At 43.6% G+C, this 17,431-nt stretch carries 13 protein-coding genes and 1 pseudogene; 4 read left to right on the top strand and 10 right to left on the bottom strand.

What is annotated here, in order from left to right:
* Positions 1-10: 10 nt before the first annotated feature.
* Genes B1A85_RS08830 through metK form a run of 3 tightly spaced genes read left to right on the top strand, consistent with a single transcriptional unit; the run spans position 11 to position 4,590 of the window.
* Positions 11-532 (top strand): DUF5132 domain-containing protein, encoded by a 522-nt coding sequence (locus B1A85_RS08830; RefSeq protein WP_104546539.1) that lies wholly within the window; start codon positions 11-13, stop codon positions 530-532.
* A 6-nt stretch (positions 533-538) separates the two neighbouring features.
* Complete coding sequence (locus tag B1A85_RS08835) at positions 539-3,412, top strand: HAD-IC family P-type ATPase (protein ID WP_210404319.1); 2,874 nt, start codon at positions 539-541, stop codon at positions 3,410-3,412.
* A complete protein-coding gene (gene metK / locus B1A85_RS08840) occupies positions 3,409-4,590 on the top strand; it encodes a methionine adenosyltransferase (RefSeq protein WP_104546540.1) in 1,182 nt (393 codons plus the stop codon). The genes B1A85_RS08835 and metK overlap by 4 nt, the downstream gene beginning before the upstream one ends.
* 7 nt (positions 4,591-4,597) lie before the next feature.
* On the opposite strand, the gene B1A85_RS08845 is transcribed toward metK, so the two are convergent.
* The 4 genes from B1A85_RS08845 to B1A85_RS08860 all read right to left on the bottom strand — a co-directional run bounded on the left by B1A85_RS08845 (position 4,598) and on the right by B1A85_RS08860 (position 8,770).
* Positions 4,598-5,488, bottom strand: a complete 891-nt coding sequence (locus B1A85_RS08845) for a hypothetical protein (protein WP_104546541.1) — start codon at positions 5,486-5,488, stop codon at positions 4,598-4,600.
* Positions 5,489-5,594: 106 nt separating this feature from the next.
* Positions 5,595-5,876: a Precorrin-3B methylase gene (locus tag B1A85_RS08850; RefSeq protein ID WP_104546542.1), complete on the bottom strand. Its 282-nt coding sequence runs from the start codon at positions 5,874-5,876 to the stop codon at positions 5,595-5,597.
* A 477-nt stretch (positions 5,877-6,353) separates the two neighbouring features.
* On the bottom strand, positions 6,354-7,127 hold the full coding sequence (gene aqpZ, locus B1A85_RS08855; protein WP_104546543.1) for an aquaporin Z: 774 nt from the start codon (positions 7,125-7,127) through the stop codon (positions 6,354-6,356).
* A gap of 191 nt (positions 7,128-7,318) precedes the next feature.
* Positions 7,319-8,770: an AAA-like domain-containing protein gene (locus tag B1A85_RS08860; RefSeq protein WP_104546544.1), complete on the bottom strand. Its 1,452-nt coding sequence runs from the start codon at positions 8,768-8,770 to the stop codon at positions 7,319-7,321.
* A gap of 197 nt (positions 8,771-8,967) precedes the next feature.
* On the opposite strand from B1A85_RS08860, the gene B1A85_RS08865 reads away from it, so the two are divergent.
* Positions 8,968-9,264 (top strand): DUF3288 family protein, encoded by a 297-nt coding sequence (locus B1A85_RS08865; RefSeq protein WP_104546545.1) that lies wholly within the window; start codon positions 8,968-8,970, stop codon positions 9,262-9,264.
* A 151-nt stretch (positions 9,265-9,415) separates the two neighbouring features.
* On the opposite strand, the gene B1A85_RS08870 is transcribed toward B1A85_RS08865, so the two are convergent.
* The 6 genes and pseudogenes from B1A85_RS08870 to B1A85_RS08890 form a co-directional block, all read right to left on the bottom strand.
* Positions 9,416-10,825, bottom strand: a complete 1,410-nt coding sequence (locus tag B1A85_RS08870) for an MlaD family protein (RefSeq protein ID WP_104546546.1) — start codon at positions 10,823-10,825, stop codon at positions 9,416-9,418.
* A 455-nt stretch (positions 10,826-11,280) separates the two neighbouring features.
* Positions 11,281-12,327 (bottom strand): glycerophosphodiester phosphodiesterase, encoded by a 1,047-nt coding sequence (locus B1A85_RS26060; RefSeq protein WP_371681649.1) that lies wholly within the window; start codon positions 12,325-12,327, stop codon positions 11,281-11,283.
* A 204-nt stretch (positions 12,328-12,531) separates the two neighbouring features.
* Positions 12,532-14,118: pseudogene (locus tag B1A85_RS26065) on the bottom strand (esterase-like activity of phytase family protein); the annotation flags it as partial.
* A gap of 221 nt (positions 14,119-14,339) precedes the next feature.
* Positions 14,340-15,176 carry a metallophosphoesterase gene (locus B1A85_RS08880; RefSeq protein WP_104546548.1) on the bottom strand — a complete coding sequence of 279 codons (837 nt, stop codon included), beginning with the start codon at positions 15,174-15,176 and terminating at the stop codon, positions 14,340-14,342.
* A gap of 336 nt (positions 15,177-15,512) precedes the next feature.
* Positions 15,513-16,946, bottom strand: coding sequence for an NAD(P)/FAD-dependent oxidoreductase (locus tag B1A85_RS08885; protein ID WP_104546549.1), 1,434 nt, complete (start codon positions 16,944-16,946; stop codon positions 15,513-15,515).
* 55 nt (positions 16,947-17,001) lie between these two features.
* Positions 17,002-17,418, bottom strand: coding sequence for a secondary thiamine-phosphate synthase enzyme YjbQ (locus B1A85_RS08890; RefSeq protein WP_104546837.1), 417 nt, complete (start codon positions 17,416-17,418; stop codon positions 17,002-17,004).
* Positions 17,419-17,431: the final 13 nt, after the last annotated feature.

The raw sequence follows: 17,431 nt of genomic DNA on the forward strand, positions 1-17,431 counted from the left end.
AATTGTATTGATGTCGGCACAAGAAGTGGAAATTGAAGCCAGCGAAATCCTTAAAGGTTTAACTGCAGTAGTTTTGGCACCTATTATCTTTCCTACGGCAGCAACCCTGAGTCATCCTTTAACTCAAGCTGTTCTCAAAGAAAGTATAATTCTAGCAGAAAAAGTACAGGAGAAAACAGCACAAATAGAAGAGACAATAGCAGATTTAGTGGCAGAAGCAAAAGCAGAATTAGTTGCTCGACGCGAAACTGAGATGAGTTCAACAAATAGAGGAGTTACGCGGAATAACTCAGAAGCGAGTGAGTACATTATTAATGTAGTTACTGAGATTAATAAGCAAGTCAAAGAAATGACAAATGGTGTTGCTGATCTACGATTATTACTACCACTAGGACTCAGCGCGATCGCTTTACGCCAACTCCTCACAAAAGGCTTACAAATTGAAGAAATTCCCTGGTATGTCCTCGCTTGGTATGCTTTTGATAGTTTTACAAAACTCAACGAGACGCCAACACTGCGATCGCCGGAATAAGGAGTAATGGTGATTCAAGCAATACATACCGCAGTTCCAGGCAGAGCAAGATATCGCATTGACAAGCTTTATCGCTGTGTAGAACTCAAACAGCATCTGGAATTTCATTTATCCCAACACCCAGGGATTGTCAGCGCTACAGCAAATCCCTTAACAGGCAACATTTTAGTTCGTTTTGAGTTAGATCTCAGCGCTGATGAGGTAGAAAAATTCATTGCAGAAATTGCACGTACTTACAATCCACACGCCGTTGCTCCTCCAGCAGCAAGTAAAAATCTGCAAAAAACTGTCCATTGGCACGCTCTCGATGTCGATGCTGTTTTAGCACAGTTGCAAACATCAAACACCGGATTAACTCAGGTAGTTGCTAGCCAAAACCTACAAAAATACGGCGCCAACACGTTACCAGAAACTGCAACTCGCTCAGAATGGAGTATGCTGCTTGAGCAGTTTCAATCGCTACCTGTTGGTTTACTCTGTATGGCAGCGGGGTTATCGGTGGCAACAGGAGGAGTTGCAGACGCGCTAGTAATTATGGGTGTTGTCGGTATTAATGCTGCAATTGGTTATTTCACCGAAAGTCAGTCAGAAAAAATCATTCATTCGCTCAAAAGCCGCGATCGCCCGTTAACTTCTGTCGTGCGCGATCGCCAAATCGTTGAAATTAATACCGCCGAAGTTGTTCCTGGAGACATTTTAGTTCTCAAAGCCGGAAATTATGTTGCCGCTGACGCGCGATTAATTGTGGCAGAAAACCTGAGTATTGATGAATCTGCACTGACAGGCGAAAGTTTACCCGCGAGCAAAAGCACTGCAACTTTGATTGCTGCTGATATTCCCTTGGGCGATCGCATTAACATGGCTTACAAAGGAACGTTAGTACTTGGGGGACAAGGTTTAGGTGTTGTTGTCGCAACAGGTAAATTTACCGAAATCGGTAAGATTCAAGCGATGATCGGCGAAACGCCCATTCAAACAACGCCCTTAGCACGACAACTTGATGAAGTCGGTTCGCAACTCGTCATGCTTGCCAGTGGAGTTTGTGCCCTCGTCTTTGCGGCAGGATGGCTGCGCGGCTACGGTTTGCTACAAATGCTCAAAACATCAATATCACTTGCTGTTGCGGCTGTTCCTGAAGGTTTACCGACAATCGCAACGACAATTTTGGCGCTGGGTATCCAAGAGATGCGCAAACATAAAATTCTCGCGCGCAGTCTGAATGCAGTTGAAGCTTTAGGGGCAGTCCAAACGATCTGCCTTGATAAAACGGGGACAATTACGAAAAACCAAATGTCCGTTGTTGAAATTCACGCAGACACAAAATCAGTTTCTTTGGTAGATGGACATTTTGATGTAGCAGATGCTGGCACGCTCAAACTGATTCAAATCGCAGTTTTATGCAATGAAAGCGTCGTCACGCGCGATGAACGTGGCGAATATGTTGTCACCGGTTCAGCCACCGAGAATGCTTTAGTTTATATGGCGATCGCTGCTGGCATTGATGTTTTAGCACTCCGCGAACAGTATCCCTTGATTGAAACTCAACCGCGTGCAGAAAATCGCAATTACGTGCGGATGTTGCGCCAGCATCAGCAACATCCCCTGGTTGCAGTTAAAGGTAACCCTATAGAAGTTCTGGATTTGTGTCGTTGGCGGCTCAATGATGGCGAACGGGTACCACTCACTGATAAGGATCGACTGGCGATCGCGCTGGAAAACGAGCGCATGGCAGGTAAGGCTTTACGCGTGCTAGGAGTTGCTTACGGGCACGAAAGTACCGAGTTAATCTGGTTAGGGTTAATCGGTATGGCAGATCCGGTGCGTCGCGGTGTCAAAGATTTGATCGCGCAATTTCATCAAGCAGGGATCGATACAGTTATGATCACCGGCGATCAAACTCCTACAGCTTATGCTATTGCTAAAGAATTAAAATTATCTCGCAACGACCAAATTCAAATTTTAGATGCACAAGATTTAGTGAATATTAACCGCGAGGCGCTGCAAGCTTTGTGCGATAAAGTTGATATCTTTGCGCGAATTAGCCCTGCCAATAAACTGCAAATCGTGCAAGCGCTACAAGCCGTAGGTAAAGTTGTTGCGATGACAGGTGATGGAATTAACGATGCACCTGCTTTAAAAGCTGCCAATGTCGGGGTAGCGATGGGAAAAGCCGGAACCGATGCGGCGCGGGAAGTTGCAGATATTATCTTAGAAGACAACAATCTTGAAACAATGATTGTGGCGGTGAGTCAGGGGCGGACGATTTACAATAATATCCGCAAAGCTGTCCACTTTTTGCTCGCGACAAACCTCAGCGAAATTATTGTCATGGCGATCGCTACAGCTGGAGGTTTTGGACAACCTTTAAACGCACTGCAACTTCTCTGGCTCAATTTAGTCACAGATATCTTTCCCGCTTTGGCTTTGGCGCTAGAACCTGCGGAACCTGATATTTTGCAAAAACCGCCGCGTAGTCCCGATGAGCCAATCGTTAAAGCATCCGACTTTCAAAGAATTCTGTTTGAATCGGCAACATTATCTGGTAGTACTTTAGCCGCGTATGCCTACGGAATTGCCCGTTATGGTATCGGTATGCGAGCAAGTACGATCGCTTTTATGAGTTTAACACTCGGTCAACTTTTGCACGCGCTCAGTTGCCGTACTGAACGTAGGATTTTTGATGACGTCCCAACTAACCATTATCTCAATCTAGCGTTAGGTGGTTCGCTGACGTTACAATTCCTTGTCTTAGCTCCTGGATTGCGCAATTTGTTAAAACTCACGCCGTTGGATGGTTGGGATTTACTCGTTATCGCTAGTAGTGCGTTGTTTCCTTTGGTTGTTAATGAAGGTACAAAAAATCAGGGTACACAGCAATGAAACAAGATTTCATGTTTACCTCCGAGTCTGTGACTGAGGGACATCCTGATAAACTCTGCGATCGCATTAGTGACGCGATTGTCGATCGCTTTTTGCAGCAAGATCCTTACGCGCGAGTGATAACGGAATGTGCCGTTTCTACCGCAATTGTCTTTATCGCGGCGCGGTTTGAACCTAACACAAACGTTGATTTTACCAACATTGCTCGCCAAGTGATTGCACAAGTCGGCTACGACCAACCTGAGTTTAATGCACGCACTTGTAGCATCTTGACTAGCCTCAAAGAATTGCCGCGCGATCGCTTGTATCATTTTGATGAAAATCAGTTATCGGACGCAGACATTGAGCAAATTCCGGTGAAAAATCAAGCTACGGTATTTGGCTTTGCGTGCAAACAAACTCCGGCTTTGATGCCATTACCGATTTGGCTAGCGCACAAACTAGCAAAGCGATTGAGTACTGCAAAACACATCCTGCCCTATTTAGCACCTGATGGTAAAACCCAGGTGGGAGTTGAATACCGCGATCGCCAACCGCATCGCATCCACAGTATCACCATTGTTGCCAGTCAAAATGATACCAAACCGGATTTAGCACAATTACAAGATGACATTCGCCAAACCGTCATTGACGCAGTCTTTGCTGATGAAGATATTCGCCCCGATCCGGCGACGCGAATTTTTATCAACCCTGAAGGTTTATTTGTGACAGGTGGTCCTTACGTCCACGCTGGGTTAACAGGGAGAAAGAATGCTATTGATACCTATGGCGAATACTCGAAGCATAGCGGTGCCGCGTTGAGTGGTAAAGACCCCATCCGCATCGACCGAGTCGGCGCATATATGGCACGGTATGCGGCAAAAAATATCGTAGCAGCAAATTTGGCGGATGAGTGTGAAGTGCAGCTTAGTTATTCTATTGGACTTGCTCGCCCAGTCAGCATTCAAGTCGAAACGTTTGGTACGGGTAAAATTTCCGATACTGAATTGACAATGCTTCTCGAAAAGTATTTTGATTTTCGGTTAGCGGCGATCGTGCGCGACTTCAAACTACGCTTTCTTCCAGCACTCACCCCTGGTGGATTTTATACAAAACTTGCTGCTTATGGTCATGTTGGCAGAATGGATATCAATTTACCCTGGGAAGCAACGGATAAAGTGTCTGCATTAGCGTCCTGAGAAAATCTTAATCCTTGCTATAGGTCATTTTAGGTTTACCATTTTTATCCAAATAACCTTGTTGAATTAAAAACGCTCTTAAAGCTGTTGGAAAATCAGGATATTTATCAATTTCTCGGTCTTCTTGATAAATAGCTAAACCCCAATCAGAGGTGCGATCGTAGTTCGCAAGCATGAACTTCCAACCTTCTTCATATTCTCCTAATAGTGCCTTCTGGGCTACATATCCTGCTAAAATTCCATTCACTTCATGTTGTTCTTTTTTACTTTGGAGAAAGGCTTGATACATTTCCCAAGCACGCGATTTAAGGTACTGAGGATATTGACGAGTTACGTTATTAAACTTACCGTTTATAAATGTATAAATTCTCGACGGCGCGAACGACCCCGCATAAGAACTAAAAGCATAAAGAAATGAGTTATCACTAGTGAGAAATTCTATCTTTCCATCCTTATTGAGATCTTGAAATGTTCCACCAATTCCATCCAGAAAGCCTGTTTCTGTTTGCATGAATTGATGATTTTGAAGCGTATAAATAGTATAATTAGTACAGCAGTGCGCGCCACCACTAAAGGTTCTAACAACGACTTCAGCTATGCCATTTCCGTCTAAGTCTTGCAGGAAAACACCACCAGTAAGTCGAGTATAAGCACCATTGGTTATTTGCGGAACGCCATTATATAAAATTTGGTAACGCAAGTTATCAACTTCATCAAATTCTTCTTTTTTGTCGTAGCTGACAGCTACTTCTATGTTTCCAGCTTTTAGTTTCTCATTTTTGAATGAAGCTGTATCATAATCAATTTCAATCTGAGTTTTAGCTAATACTGGAGTCGTAAAAATAAATAAAGTTGCAAGAATAAAATAACGACTTATTTGCTTAATAGAAGTATTCATAATGTCAGCTAACAAATTATATAATCGGCAGTTGATTATTCAACGATATTCCACATTTTTTAAATCGTCAGCTGCAAAAGTTAACAGTTTAACGTAAAGTTAATTTCTACTTTTTCCGACTCTGCTTTGCTTTACGTTGTGGTGGAGTGCGGTGTGCGCCAAAATATTTTTCACTACGGTAGCGCAGCCAAACTCGCAACACTTGAGGAATTTGGTCTTTCTGTTCTTTGGTGAGAGTGTTGTACAGTTGCAGTGCGCGATCGCGTTCGTGACGACAAGCAGCATTATTATGCGCATCCCAGTAACTTCTCGCTACGCGAATCCGTCGGCAAACTTCTTTTATGAGTGCTTCTTCTGTAAGTGGAGTATCTTTATCTTTTTTAGGCATTGATATCAACAAAAAAGCCTACATATTTATCTTACGAGCTTGGCACTGGACTTTTCTACCATTTCTGGGCTGAGGCGAATTTCTGGCGTAAATGTGCTAGTTATCTTGCACGGTGAAGTAGGAAATACAAATACTCAACATGTGAATTGTCGAGAGTCCGAAAACATCCTTCTTGCATACTGCGTTCGAGAATATTCAGGAGATACTTGTGTAAGCTGGAAACGTTACTCTGCTTGAAGTAGAAACCCTGATTTTGACTTGTTTGAAATCACAGCATTTGGCGGTAGCAGACTTCATCAACAAGGGATTGCAAAACTGCTTTATATAACCCTTCTGAGTGACAATTCGGAACGACCACAAGCTAATAGTTATTAATGCTTAAAAATGGAAGTAGCTAGCGACTAGTAACTAATTACTAACCACTAGCAATGACATTAATTATTTAATACGAAGAATTGCAAATGTGCGTTCTCATTGTTAAACTGGCTCGCGAACTCGTGGGGGTTCTTCGACAACCGATTCGCTAAAAATTGCGAGATAAAGCCAACCAGCAAGTAATGCACCGATAATGGGAGCTACCCAGAATAACCAAACTTGACTTAAAAGCGCTCTACCAACAAAAATGGCTGGACCTAGACTGCGTGCAGGGTTAACTGAGGTATTAGTAACTGGAATGCTAATGAGGTGAATTAACGTTAAGCCAAAACCAATTGCGATGGGTGCTAGGGCTTTAGGGGCGCGATTGTCAGTTGCACCTAAAATAATCATCAAAAACATGAAAGTCATCACAACTTCAGTAATAAACGCTGCTGGCAAATTGTAGCCGCCTGGTGAATGCACGCCATATCCATTGGTTGCTAGAGGATTAGAACCTGCGAGTGTAAAGTCGGAGTTACCAATAGCAATCAGGTAAACAACACCAGCACCAACGATCGCTCCTAGTACTTGAGCAATGATGTATGGTAGTAATTCTGAGCCAGGAAAACGCTTACCTGCCCACAATCCAAATGAAACCGCAGGATTGAGATGACAACCGGAAATATGACCGATCGCAAACGCCATTGTCAATACAGTTAAGCCAAACGCCAGCGATACCCCAACGAAACCAATTCCTAAAGGGAAAGAAGTATTAACACCAATTGTTGAGCTTTCAGTAGTATAAGCTGCGGCAAGTACTGCACTACCACAACCCCCAAGCACGAGCCAAAAAGTCCCAATAAACTCAGCAATACAACGTTTTGTTAGATTCATTTATTAAACTCCATAGATGTATCGATAACGACTGTTACTGAAAAATGCTTTAACACTTTTCATTGATTAGTTGTGTTTAGTTATGTAGCTAATAGAAGCTCAAAGAATGTTTTTTTTCAGACTAGATCGACAAAATAAGAAACTTATAAGAAACTTATAAGAAAAGATTTAACGTATTAAATTCTAGGTTACTAACTGAGTTTTATGAGGCTTGAGTTTTTCTTTTGAAAATATTTTTGATACAAACGACCGCGTAATATTGTGCGATCGCCTTCGGTTTTAGTAATTCCTAAACTTTCCAATTTGCGCGCAATACTTGACTCAATGATAATTTCTTCTTGAGATATTAATTGCTCAACTGCTGCGAGTAATAACGAGTCTGCTTGTAGCGTCGACCAAATTTGTTGCAAGTGATACTGATAAATTCCCATCGACATCATTGCGGCTTGCATCAATTGTTGTAATTGGCATGTGTCGGTTGTGGTTGGGGAAGTTGAGGTTGTCAGGTGGTAAAATGCGAGTTGAATAAGATACGGGTGCCCGCCGACCCACTCCATAAGTTGCGCGATCAAAGCAGAATCTTCCCAAGGCAACTGATAGGCTAAAGCAAGTTGTTGCACTTCTTGAAAGCTAAATTCAGGAAGATAAAGCGTCATGCCAATGTTCAATAGCTGATGCGCAAAGTCTGCGGAAATACACGCATCACTAGAGTAGGCTAAAACTAACCGTAACTTTTGTAGGACTTCATCATACTTTGCTTCTTCATTGAGCGATCGCATCAGCAGTAAAAACTCGCAACAAACATCAGGATATTCAAACAAGCGATTGACTTCATTCAACGACAAAACCAATGGCCGCGGTAATTGTGTTAAGATATGATGCAAGCAAACAATAAAACTAAATTTGCTACCAAGTTCGCTATCCCAGTGTTGCTCCAAGCAGCATGGGACTTGTAGCTGAATGCTGATAGTTTTACATATCCAGCGCAATAACTTACTCAAATCGGCAAGAATGACGCGATCGGCTTGCTGAAAGTCTAGATGAACTGCGTGATAATCAAGTTGCTGAGCGCGGTTGTGAATGCGTAATAGCAAAGAACTCTTGCCCATTTTATGTGGTGCTCTGATCCACGTTAAACTGCCCGATTTAGGCAATTGAGCATACACTTGAGTTTGAATTGCCGAACGTTCAATATAAAATCTAGAGTTTAAAGGAAGAGGACTACCTGGATATTCAGGGACATCAATTGTGGAGAAGCGATCGCTACCCCTGGCATTGGTGAAATATACTGAATGATTTGTAGCTGACAAAGAATTGACTACAAAAGGTGCAGCCTGCTCAGCGCGGGTAGCATAAAAATAATGAAAGTCTAAAGATTCGAGTTTAAGATCGAGAGCTTGAAACACTAAGTGGATTGACTCTTTGTCAACGCCAGTCTGCGCTTGTAAGATTTTACGAACGGTAGCAGCGTTTAGTCCTTGAGGTTCAATACGTTGCGTTTTTTCTGCAATGCGACGCGGCGTTATCTCGCACCCTTCATCCTTAGAAAGCTGCTGAATCTGCGCGTGCAGCTTTTGTAATCCGGCTTGCGTCAGGACTGTTCCTCGATATCGCTTTGGTTTATACAACAGTGCTGATTCCACGTACTTTTACAACTTGAGTCTCATTACTCTTGCATGTTAAGCATAGAAGGAAACAATAAAAAACTTATAAGAGAAAAATATGGAACGTGTAAAACAAGGATACTGAGGACATGGTAGAAGCTCAATTACTCTAGTTGGCTCTGAATCCTGCTATACAATTCATACAGAAGGTCGATTGTCCTTACTCAATAGCAGTTATGTTAGAAGCAAAAAATAAAGACCAACAGCATCCCCTCTACAAGCACGATCGCGCGCTGGTTAATTCTCTACTAACCGCAGCACCTACAGATTTAAATCTCGCGGAACTTGCAAGACTGCGCATTCGTTATAATGGCTTTCCTGGTGCGCGAGACCTGCAAGCTGACTTAGATAAAATTATACAAATGTGGGGTCTCACCGAAGCTGAACTTTTTGAGAAGACGCGTCAACTGCATGCTACCAAGTCAGTTTATACGAATCTTAGCAATAAAAGCGAGACAGAAGATTGGAGTTAGTATCGTTTGACCTTAAGGAGCGATCGCACTTGTTAAATCATCTCCAGCTAAATAATCAGAATATCGGTATCGTTACCTTGTTATAAGTGATTAGTGTCTAGTTACTACTCACCCTTCACTTTCACTGACCATTTTTGTTAACACTAATCAACTACTGCGGAAATAGCTTGAGTGAACTTTCGCGGACATCAAAATTTTGGGGGTGAGGTAAGGCTTGCGTACCTGCTGTTTTTGCTGCATCCGCTGAGCGTTCTAGTAAATCTTCGAGACTTTGTAAAGTGGCGATCGTTGAACTATCAACCGCAACATCTTCACCGCGAGCGGATGCTTCAGAAGTTTCGAGTTTTGCGCTTTTGACTGTAGCAGATACAGAATCTAAAGTTTGTGCGACTTCGATTTGCTGCTGTAATTGATCGGTAGAAGAGACTAAGCCACTCAAGCCATTAATCAGTCGCCGCACGTTTTCGCGAAATGCAGGATCGCCGGTGAGTTCGTCGAGATCTGATGTGATTTTTTGCGCATTCTCAAATGTGACTCGCGCCGAATCTAGCGTTTGTTGTAGTACGACAAGGTTGGTGGGAGTATTTAACGCATTAGAAATATCGCGCAAATTTGCGGATGCTTGTGCAGCATTAGCGGATAATGCTTCCAAGTTTTGAATTAATTCTCCTTGAGTGAAGCGATTCACTGTCGGTGAAAGCGCCCCAACCGTTAAGCGTAATTGTTCGCTGCTTTGATCGATATTTTCTAACACTCGCACAAGCGTTGTGCGGTTTGTCGTGACTAAATTATCAAGATTGTTGACAAGGCGATTGACTTGCACCGTCGTTAACCGAATTTGATCCGCAGTTGCACCAAACTGCGCTGCTGTTTGGGTTGTGGAAGCGGTAATTTCATCGGCGGCGCGTTGTACTGAGTTAGCCGTTGCTGATAGGCTACCAATTTGTTGTTGCGTAGCGCGTGTCAGGCTAGAAAGTTCGCGCGTCAGTTGGGCTACTCCGGCGGCTGCTTGCGAGGCGTTTTTTGTTGCTTCATTCACCGTATTGACGAAGTTAGGATCGCTATAAGCTGTTGTAAAACGCGTAGTCGCAGAAATCAATTGATCGAGGCTAATGCCAATTTCACCTTGTAAACGCGCGCCATTACAAACAATCAACGTGCGATCGCAGTTCGGATCGAGTGGTAGCGCCGTCACTACATTTGGAGGTAACGATGTCTGGGGTGTAATATCGATACTCACTTCACTGATTAATCCTGATTGGTTAGCAGCAATTTGGACATCACGCGGAATAATTAAGTTGGCTGGCGCGATTTCGACATTTACTTCTACGCCATTAGGACCAGGACGAATCGCAGCGATACTACCGACATTGACACCGCGATAGCGGACAACGCCGCCTTCTTGCATTCCACCAACGTTGGCAAACTCAATAACAGCGCTGTAGCTGCGTCTACCAAGCGTGACTCCCCGTAGCCAGAGAACTAACCCAACAAATAACCCGACTCCTAGAAGTAACAATAATCCTACAGAACCTTCTCGAACTGAACGCGATCGCTGCATCTTTTTATCCCCCTGCCCCTACTGTAAACTGCGTTACACTATTTTGAATTTTAGGTTTTAAATTTGAAACACTGTTTAAGATCGAGTTTGGTTCATGAGTTTTCATGTGTGATTCAATAAGAAGGCTCTTGCTAGAGAAAAGTTTTTTGACAATGATAATAGGTCATTGCTCTATAGCAAAGATGAATCTAGTGCTCATTTCCCAAGATGCAAGATGCAGCGACACAGGTTATGAGGAGTAAAGTTGAAGGGCTTGCCTGAATCTGGTCACTTAGTGGCAGGGAGGTGTTAAGAAAATCTTTGTGCTTTGTCTACAAAACTCAAATATTTGCTAATTAATCGCGATTTTAGCAGAAATAGCGATCGCTGCCTCGTTACAAAAAGTATAAATAATAACAGAGTGACAAAGAGTAATAGCCACTTTGCCACTTTATCAGTGTCGATAAAATCAACGTTTATGCTGATAACAAACCTACACCAAGTAAAGGATCAGCCGCAGTCAAAGGATAAAGACGCTGCGCGACTTCAAAACCAGTTCCAGGAAAGTCGGTAAATAAACCATCTAACCCCAAGCTAAAGAATTGCTCGTATTCTAACTCTGGATTACCTTGATAATCGGGAGCTAAGAAAACGTCTTCATCGCGGAAAGTATAAGCGTGAACGAGTAATCCTGCTGCATGGGCGTCATTGATAAGTGATGTGGGAGATTGCAATCTTCCTGCTTCATCAACTGGAACAATCAACCGCTTAGAAGGACCAATACCATCTGCATAAGTTGCGATATTTGTCAATTCATCAGGAGTTGTTAAATCGAGATAAGTGCGCGGATCGCCACTTACGGTAAAGTCATACGGTTGTCCGCTGTCGCCAAGTAGCTGAATTAAAGGAACATTTGTTAATTCATCAAGTTGTTTGAGATTAGCGGTTTCAAACGATTGGATGAACACAGGATCGTCGCGATCGCTATAGCCATTCGCATCAAGAATCTCGACTAAAGGTTCTTCGAGTGATAGCCCAATGCTATCAAAGTAAGTCGGGTGCTTCGTTTCAGGATAGATACCAATTGTACGCCCAACCTCGGCGCTTTTGCGCTGTGCAAGATCGATAATTTCTTGCAAGGTAGGAACTTCGTACAAACCATCATATTCCGTGCTGCGGAGTTCGGGTAAACGTTCTTTAGCGCGGAGAGTCTTGAGTTCAGCTAAGGTAAAGTCTTCGGTAAACCAACCGGTGATTTCTTCCCCGTCGATGATTTTTGTTGTTTTGCGATCGGCAAATTCGGGGCGGTCTGCGACATCTGTCGTTCCAGAAATTTCGTTTTCGTGACGCGCGACTAATACACCATCTTTAGTTGAAACGATATCCGGTTCGATATAATCAGCGCCTTGATCGATGGCTAACTCGTATGCAGCTAACGTGTGTTCTGGACGCAAACCGCTGGCGCCGCGATGACCGATAATCAGAGGACGGGGTGCAGTACTCACAAAATCGGAAATAGAAATCGTACCCGCATCAACTCCTTCAAGAATAGCTAATGTGCCATCCTTGAGACTAATTGTTGTATCACTTCCTGTTTGGGCGATCGCCAAATCGACAAAAGCTAAACCCGCGCCTAAACCAATAACATCAACATCCGATTGAAAGTCGCGAATCGTATTTGGGGATGTGGGAGTTTCTCCAGCGACAATCCAAAATTGATCTTGACCATCACCACCTGTAAGGATGTTATCACCAGCGCCTGCAAATAATACGTCGTCACCATCGCCACCGAATAAGCGATCGCCGCTACCTGCAAACAAAGTATCGTTACCCGCACCACCGTACAGACGATTATCGCCACGCCCTTGGGAAGCATCGAGCATATCATTACCATCACCGCCAAACAAGCGATCGCGGATACCTGCTAGTAATTCATCGTTACCGCTGTCGCCATACAAACGATTTCCACCTTGACCTGCGGTAGCATCTAGAGTATCGTCACCCGCACCACCGAATAAGGTATCGTTGCGTGTCGCGAATAGTTCATCGTCGTTGGGAGTACCAAAGCGGAGGTTACTACCTGCGATCGCACCGATCCCAACACGCGGATCGAGGTTTAGAGGTTGTTCTAACCGCAACACAATAATCTCGTTATGATCGGATTCGGTATCCGAACGCCCGCCTGTTGCAGGGTAATTATTATCGTTAGCGACAAGAATTGTATTTTCGTCGATTACTAAGACGTTCTCGATTGTGACGAAGGGAAAGGTAAATGTTGTGCTAGAGTCAGTATTGAGATCTTGAGGATCGCGAATGTTTAGCAGATCGCCAATTTCTTGTTTGGCAACATAACCATTCGCATCTTGCTGTGACAAATCAACCTTATAAATCTTCTTAAATTGCGCTGCGTCTCCACTTAAATTGTCGCGCTCAATGACTAAGTATTCGTTTTCGTTGATAACGGCAAAATCCCCAATTGCGTAGTCAGGATTTTCTTTGCGGTAATAGCCTTTGATACCAGTAAATTCTTTCGCTGCTAAATCGAATTCATAAATTCGCAATGCATCTTCTGGATCGCCTGCTACGCTTCCTTCGAGTAAAGCGTATAGCTTTGTTTTATCAGGAGTAATTGCTAAGCCTTCGTAGCCTCTAGAACGATTTAAATTTGCCGTTGCATTACCTGCTAACACATCAGGGTTGTCCGGCGATCGCACAAAATCACCGTTAAAGTCTGGTGTGGGAATTGGTGCGTCTAAAAGTTTACCTGTTCGATCGAAATGTAATAAATAAGGTCCAAACTCTTCGCCTACCCACAGCGTTCCATCAGCCGCAACGACAAACGACTCTACATCAAAATCAAAACCAGTTAAAAGGCGGGCATTAGTGTTCTCATTCTTGATAGGAAAGGGTATTTTATTATCAGGGTCGGCAAGCTGGATAAAGTTCAATACATCTACGCTACCGTCTTTATTTTCTAATCCGCGAAAGTTTGGCTCAATGCGGTAGATACGTAGGAGATAATCTTGACTATTTAACTTAGCACCAAAGCCATTATCTGAAAGAAACCAGAAAGAATTTTCGTCAGCAAATTGAACTGCACTAAAACCTTGAACAGGTTGTCCAGGAAATCGCGGTTCAGCTTTGAGCGAACCATCATCATTATATTGCCCTGATGGCGGTCCTTCGGCAAAAGTATCTGCGGGCAACTTAGCAAAACCTTGGAGTTGCAGCATCGTTCGACTCCCCTCCTTACCATAATTAAGCGCACAGCAAAACGGGACTAGACGTAATGCAGTTTGACAAACAATCCGCATCGAAAGACATAGGTAAAGACTTTCAATTTCAGGAGATGGGGTGTAGCAACTGCGCTAGTCCTGATTATTTAATTCGGCTTTCAATTCTTAAAGTGGAATGAAAGCATAAAGCCTGCGATCGCAGCATTAACAATATCTCACTCTATTGTTAAGAACTGACTAACTTTGCATTAATAGACTGCCATAATTTAGTTAATGAGCGCTTAGTGAATTTTTCATCACTAGCCACTAGTTACTAATGTAATCACAGTCACTTCTGGAGGACAAAAAAAGCGCCCAGGAAGGTACGTTCCCAAGCCGCGATTGACATACAACTGATTTTCACCAACACGATGATAGCCTTGCGCCCATTCCCAATGTCGGACAACTTTAGCGCATTCTTTTTGCATAAATGGTACCCATCGCCGCATTTCTTTGGGAAGGCTACGCCGAAAATCTTTGTAGATAGATATCGCAGGTCCCATACCAGGAATGGTAAACTGACCGCCATGCGTATGACCGGATAGCTGCAAATCAACACGCCATTTTTTTAAGACTTGGGCAGTATCAGGATTGTGTGATAGAACGATGCGCGGTATGTTTTGGTCGAGTTGACGCATCACAGGTTTGACTTTAAACTCTTTTGACCAGTAATCAGCAAGTCCGACAATCGGTAATCCTTTCCCTAAAGGATACGCGATTTGATTCCACAGGACGTTAATATCAATGCTAGTCAGCGCTTTGGTAATTTCGGCTTGCGATTCGGGGTAATATATATCGTGGTTTCCGAGTACCGCACAAATTCCCGCACGACTTTGCAGGTGTTTGAGTCGCAGTATCAGTTGGTGAATCGGCGTAGGATCGTCGGTGACATAATCGCCTGTGAGAACAATGAGATCCGGTTCAGCTTCGTTGCTGGCGGCGATCGCTTGCGCTAACATTTCTTCGGACAGTCGCAAGCCATCGTAATGCAGATCCGATAGTTGCACCAGCTTTGTCCCCTGTAAGGAGGAAGGAAGATCGGCGATCGCAACTGTTAATTTCTCTACACTCAAAGATCCAGATAACAGCCAGTGCATATAGCTTGTATTCACTCCTCGTTTGGTAGCGCTTCCAGCTTAGCAAAACCTGAAGTAGTACCAAGGTGCATGCACAGTGTTACTGTACTCGAATGCTCTCTACTAAATTTAAACTGATTTTTCCACCTACCTGTTCTTACAATAAAAAGTAATTAAATGACCCGATGGAAGTGAACAATGCCAATTTTAACTCTGACTAATGAGCAAGTTGTTGAGTTAGTCAAGTAGTTACCTGTAAAACAGCAGGTAGCTTCTATTTCATTGCAACTATTTCATCGAAATGAGTCGCGCTTGTTTCATTATTTATCAGTAATAATTGTAGACGTTAACTTGGAATTAACCGAGCGATCGCAGTAAGCGAAACATTTTTTCTAAGATGCTTTGTAGCGCGTAATTTTTTTCGTATTTCTCTTGTGTTCGAGCAAAAGCGGCTTTACTGACGACTTCTGCAAGCGTGGGATAAATATGAATCCCTCCTAAGGCAGAAATTTTCAGATTATGTGACATTGCTAAAACAATTTCATGAATTAATTCGCCTGCGGCTGCACCTACAATATGCGCGCCGAGAATTTCGCCGTTGCGTTTCGTGATGATTTTAGCAAAGCCTTGCGTTGCGGCTTCCGCTTGGGCGCGGTCTACATCTGCATATTCTTGTTTAATCACATCGATACGATCGCCATACCGCTGTCGCGCTTCGGCTTCAGTTAAACCAACGCGCGCGAGTTCAGGATCGGTAAATGTCGCCCAGGGAATGACGCGATAATCAACTTTGAGTATTGGCAAGAACAAGGCATTTCGGATAATCGCATTTGCTTCATGACCGGCAACATGAGTAAATTGATAACCACCAATCACATCACCGCAAGCATAAATTCGCGGGTTGGTTGTTTGCAGTTTGGCGTTGACGCGAATTCCTTTTTTCGGGCTTTGTTGCAGTTCAACACCGGCGGCTGCTAAATTTAACGATTCCACATTGGGATCGCGCCCCGTCGCAACCAGAATTCGATCGACGGCAATCTTTTCATTGTTAGTAATTAAGTACTTTTTACCATTGACAACTTCGACACGTTCCACTCGTGTTTTTGTCAAAACGCGAATTCCTTCGGAAATGAGTTGCTGCTGAACTACAGCGGCGGCTTCGGGATCTTCTTTGGGTAAAAGGCGATCGCTACTGCCAATAATCGTAACTTGAGAACCTAGCCGTGCAAAAGCTTGCCCTAATTCACACCCGATTGGTCCACCGCCAATAATACCTAAAGTGTCGGGACGATCCGTAATTTCAAAAACTTCTTCATTCGTAATGTACCCTGCTGCTTGTAATCCTGGAATTGCAGGAATTGCAGGGCGCGAACCTGTCGCAATTACAAATCTTCTAGCTGTTAAGCGACGATTGTTAACGACAAAGGTGCGTGAATCGACAAATTCCCCATTCCCAAAAATCACTTCAGCACCCAAAGCTGCAAATCGCTGGGGTGAATCATGCGGTTCAATCGCTGCGATCGCACTTTGCACGTGTCCAATGGCTTTGGCAAAATCGATTTTGCGATCGTGACAGTGAATTCCAAACCGCGCGGCGTGTTTAACTTCGTAAGCAACGCGAGATGCGTGAATTAAAGATTTACTCGGAACGCAACCATACCACAAACAATCACCACCCAAGCGATCGCGTTCAACTAAAGCAACTTTGGCTTTGAGTGCAGCAGCGACTCCCGCAACGACTAAACCACCCGAACCACCGCCAATCACAACCAGATCGTATTCTACTGCCATAATATTTCTTGCTACATACTTTTATTAAATTGATTTGCTAATCGCTAGCCACTGTTCACTCCCCATAAATCGTAACGACGACTTTCCGCTGGCGTGGTTTGATGTCACATTCTAGATGAAAGATTTGTTGCCAAGTACCTAACTCAAGCTTGCCATTTTGCACAGGTACTGTTAACGATGGACCTAGCCATGTAGCTTGCAGATGCGAGTGTCCGTTGCCATCATGCCACATTTGCTCGTGTCCGTATTCGCGACTCGGTGGAATGAGTTTATCAAGCAGTTCGGGTAAGTCACGCTGCAATCCTGGTTCAAATTCAATCGTACCAATCGCGGCAGTACTACCCACATTAAATACGTGCGCCATTCCGGTTTTGATTCCCGACTTTTTCACAATCGAGTTAACCTGATCGGTAATATCATGCATATCCCCGTGCGTTTGCGTTGATAAAGTGATGTGGTTTTGGTAAATCACGATCGACAACACT

The sequence above is a fragment of the Chroococcidiopsis sp. TS-821 genome (assembly GCF_002939305.1).
GTDB lineage: Bacteria > Cyanobacteriota > Cyanobacteriia > Cyanobacteriales > Chroococcidiopsidaceae > Chroogloeocystis.